Source organism: Marinobacter sp. MBR-105 (genome assembly GCF_053628895.1).
Window position 1 is genome coordinate 1 of sequence record NZ_JBRJHG010000040.1, and the last position, 4,223, is coordinate 4,223.

Genomic DNA, 4,223 nt, shown 5'->3' on the forward strand with positions numbered 1-4,223 from the left:
TGGAGCGGTGCGCGCGCGAACTGCTCGCACGGGAAACGCTGGATGAATACAGCATCCGGCAACTGACGCAAGGGCTACAGCTCGAATCCCCATGTCACAGTGGTCCAACTGCCGGAGCCATTGCTTCCTCTGTGTCTCAGGGAGCCCCTAATGAGTGACAGACTTCATATCGTCTGCCCACACTGCCAATCCATCAATGGCGTGCCAGCCAACAAGTTGGCAGAGAAGCCCAATTGCGGGCGGTGCCAGCACCCGCTGTTCACCGGAGAACCCATCGAGCTGACCACAGCGACGGTAGAGGACATCACCGATCTCAAGAGGGTCGAGCAGGCGCTGAACTCTATGCGCCTACAGCGAGAAGAGTTGGCCAGCCACGTTCCCGGTATGCTTTACCAATACCGTCTTCGTCCGGACGGCAGCTCGCACTTCCCTTATGCCAGCGCGAAGATACGGGAAATATACGGGGTTGCACCGGAGGATGTTGTTGAAGATGCCACTCCTGCGTTCGCTGCGCTCCATCCTGAAGACCGCGACCGTGTGCATGAAACCATACAGGCGTCGGGGCAGTCACTCGCGCTTTGGCATGACGAGTACCGGGTGCAGTTTCCAGACGGTCGGGTGATCTGGGTCGAAGGCGAGGCGTCGCCTGAAGCCATGCCTGATGGGAGCATCCTCTGGCACGGCTATATCCATGATGTCACCTCACGCAGAAGATCCGCGGAAGAGCTTCGCCTTGCGGCTACAGTTTTTGAGCACGCAGGAGAGGGCATCCTCGTTACGGACACTCAAGGCCACATTGTCAACGTCAATCGGGCGTTTACCGTGATCACTGGTTATGCGCGGGAGGAAGTAGTGGGTCAGACACCTCGTCTGCTCGAGTCCGATCGCTATGACGATGAGTTCTATCAGACCGTTGGGCAGGCTCTACGTGAGCACGACTATTGGCACGGAGAGCTCTGGTGCCGACGCAAGAACGGCAGTCAGTTTGCCGCGCTGCTGACGATCAGTGCGGTCCCGGATATGCGGGGCAATATCGAGCATTACGCCGCCATGTTTTCCGACATCACAGCGCTGAAGGAGAACCAGCAACAGCTTGAACGCGTTGCTCATTACGACCTGCTCACCGGCTTGCCCAATCGACTATTGCTTGGAGACCGCCTTAAGCAGGCCATTCGTCAGACACGGCGGCGTGGCATGCACCTGGCGGTTGTCTTCATCGATCTGGATGGATTCAAGAAGGTCAACGACCAGCACGGCCACGCAGTCGGCGACAAATTGCTTTCCGTCCTGTCCAGGCGTATGACGCAGGTGTTGCGCGAAGACGATACCTTGGCCCGCCTTGGTGGTGATGAGTTTGTCGCTATTCTGGTCGACCTGCCGGATAGTTCCGTCAGCGTACCGATTCTCGAGCGCCTGATCGAGGTGGCTTCACAGCCCGTACCGATTGGTGACGCACTGTGCGAGGTGAGCGCGAGTATCGGTGTGAGCTATTACCCGCAAGGCGAAGATATCGACGCCGACCAACTGCTGCGGCAGGCAGATCAGGCTATGTATCGTGCCAAGCAAGCCGGCAAGAATCGATATCACGTTTTCGATACGGAGAAGGATTGTACGCTGCGCACCCGTCACGAAGGATTTGACAGCATAGAGAATGCACTTGCCAATGGGCAGTTTCTGCTTTATTACCAACCTAAGGTCAACATGCGCACCGGTGAGGTGCTGGGCGCCGAAGCCTTGATCCGCTGGCAACATCCGACGCGTGGCTTGTTATCTCCTGCCTCCTTCATACCCATCATTGAGAACCATCCGCTCGGGATTGACGTGGGGGAATGGACCATCGAGGCTGCGCTGACCCAGATCGAAGTTTGGCGCAAGGCCGGCCTACATGTCCCGATCAGCGTGAATATCGGTGCGCGACACTTGCTGCAACCGGACTTCATCATGCATCTACGGGGTATGTTGTCACGACATCCCGGCGCCCGGCCGCAAGACCTTGAACTGGAAATCCTCGAAACCAGCGCCGTGGAGGACTTCGTTCAGGTGTCTCAGTTGATGGCCCAGTGCGGGAGGATGGGATTGCGTTTTGCCCTCGACGATTTCGGCAGCGGCTATTCATCGCTGACCTATCTGAAGCGCCTGCCCGCGTACCTGCTCAAGATCGACCAGGGGTTTATACGCGACATGCTCGAGGATCCGGACGATATCGCCATCCTGGATGCGCTACTGGCACTGGCAAGGTCGTTTGGCAGAAACTGCATCGCGGAGGGAGTCGAATCCATTCAGCATGGTGAAATGCTGCTGCGTCTGGGATGCGAGTGGGGCCAGGGTTATGCCATCGGGCATCCGATGCCGGCGCATGAATTCGAGCAATGGCTACACACCTGGCAGGTACCCTTATCCTGGAAGGGATTCAAACCTGACAGTCGCTCCGCGCTGCCCGTGCCGTTCACATACGCCGACCACCGGGTCTGGATTTCCCAGATGATCGACTATCTGTCAGGTAAGACCCAAGTGCCGCCTCAACCCGAAGCACTCCAATACTGGCGGGATCAAAGTGGCCGCCCTACGTTCTTCGGCAAGGACCCTGATGATCAGGTCGATGTCCTGCATCAGAGCATCCAGCAGTTAGCGAACACCCTGAGTGAAATGAAAAATGCCGGCCGTGTCGAGGCATTGAGGGCTGGCATCGACAAGTTGCAACATTTGCAGGCGGATCTGCTGGGATTGCTGCCGCCAGACCAGAAGCCGGCTTGATGCCATGCACGGGACAAAGGGTTGACGTGCAAAAGGCTGATCGAGTCGTCTTCTCGCACTCCCCGTTCCATTAACGTTTCATTGAAAGAGAGAGCAACGCTTATGCCTAAAGAACCTGGCCACACGACCCTTGACGAGATGCGCTCCCAGTGGCGGCTGATGACGGTTTACGAGCGCTTCGAGCAGGTCGTCGCCCTCGTTCTGTCAGCGGTAATTGCCGTCATCATCGTGGTGTCGCTGTTCCAGCTCATCGCTATCGTCTTCACGCTGCTGGTCCTCGATGCCTTCAATCCCCTGGATCACAAGGTATTCCAGAATGTGTTCGGCATGATCATGACGCTCCTGATCGCGATGGAATTCAAACATTCGATCGTCAGAGTGGCGCTGCGTAAGGAAAGCATCATCCAGGTCAAGACCGTCATTCTGATCGCGATCCTGGCACTGGCCCGCAAGTTCATCATCCTTGGCCCTGACGTTGATCCTGCCAAAGTGGCCGCCCTGGCGGGGACGATACTGGCCTTGGGTCTGACCTATTGGCTCATGCGTGAACGCGACGACCGGATGAGCGAGCAATTGGACCATGGCTCTTTATAGTCTAGACGATCGACACGATGCCAGGTCGAGGCACCGCTGGCTCAATCGCTTTCAAACCGCGCTGCTGGTTTTGACCCTGGTGGGGATCGCAGCAACCGCTGGTAGTCTGCTGTTCGGCGAGATTGGCCTTTGGCTGGCACTGGCAACCTGCGCATTGACCCTGCTGATCGAGCCTGTCGCCGCCCCTGCGATGACCTTGCGCCTCTATGGCGCCCGTCCCTTGCATTACCAGGAAGCCCCCGCAATCTGGTCGCTGTTGCGGGAGTTGGCCGTGCGCGCCGGATTACCGAATACGCCGGTTCCCCACTATGTGCCCAGCGGCATCGTCAACGCTTTTGCTACTGGTTCGCGACGCCATGCCTCTATTGCCCTCACTGATGGCCTGCTCCGCAGCCTGAGTATCCGGGAACTGCAAGCCGTGCTGGCGCATGAGGTCGCGCACATCGCTCAAGACGATCTGCGTGTCATGGGTCTGGCTGATTCGATCAGCCGGCTCACGAGCCTGCTGGCATTGCTGGGTCAGATTACGCTCCTGATCAGTATGCCGGCGCTGTTGGCCGGTACCGTAGAAATTAACTGGCTTGGCTTACTGCTGTTGGCCGCTTCGCCGCAACTGGCACTGCTCGCGCAGTTGGGCCTGTCACGCGTGCGAGAGTTCGATGCCGACCGGATGGCCGTAGAGCTGACGGGGGATCCGCACGGACTCGCCTCGGCGCTGGCGAAGATCGAACGGGTGAGCCGCTCGTGGCGCGCCTGGATGTTGCCCGGTTGGGGCAATCCCGAACCGTCCTGGTTGCGCACGCATCCGACGACAGAGGATCGTATCGCGCGCCTGATGGAGTTGGCGCCTCAGTCATCGCAGACCCTGCCGTTCC

Annotated in this window: 3 protein-coding genes; all 3 read left to right on the forward strand. The window is 58.4% G+C overall.

Translation table 11 applies throughout. The features are described 5' to 3' along the window. Positions 1–150 precede the first annotated feature (150 nt). Entirely contained in the window at positions 151–2,754 is a 2,604-nt protein-coding gene (locus tag ACSSVV_RS20785; RefSeq protein WP_454106950.1) for an EAL domain-containing protein, read from the forward strand. A 102-nt stretch (positions 2,755–2,856) separates the two neighbouring features. Then, positions 2,857–3,348, forward strand: a complete 492-nt coding sequence (locus tag ACSSVV_RS20790) for a phosphate-starvation-inducible PsiE family protein (RefSeq protein WP_011786801.1) — start codon at positions 2,857–2,859, stop codon at positions 3,346–3,348. Then, positions 3,335–4,223 (forward strand): zinc metalloprotease HtpX (locus tag ACSSVV_RS20795; protein WP_454106951.1); only part of this gene is annotated, 889 nt, incomplete at its 3' end. The genes ACSSVV_RS20790 and ACSSVV_RS20795, both read left to right, overlap by 14 nt.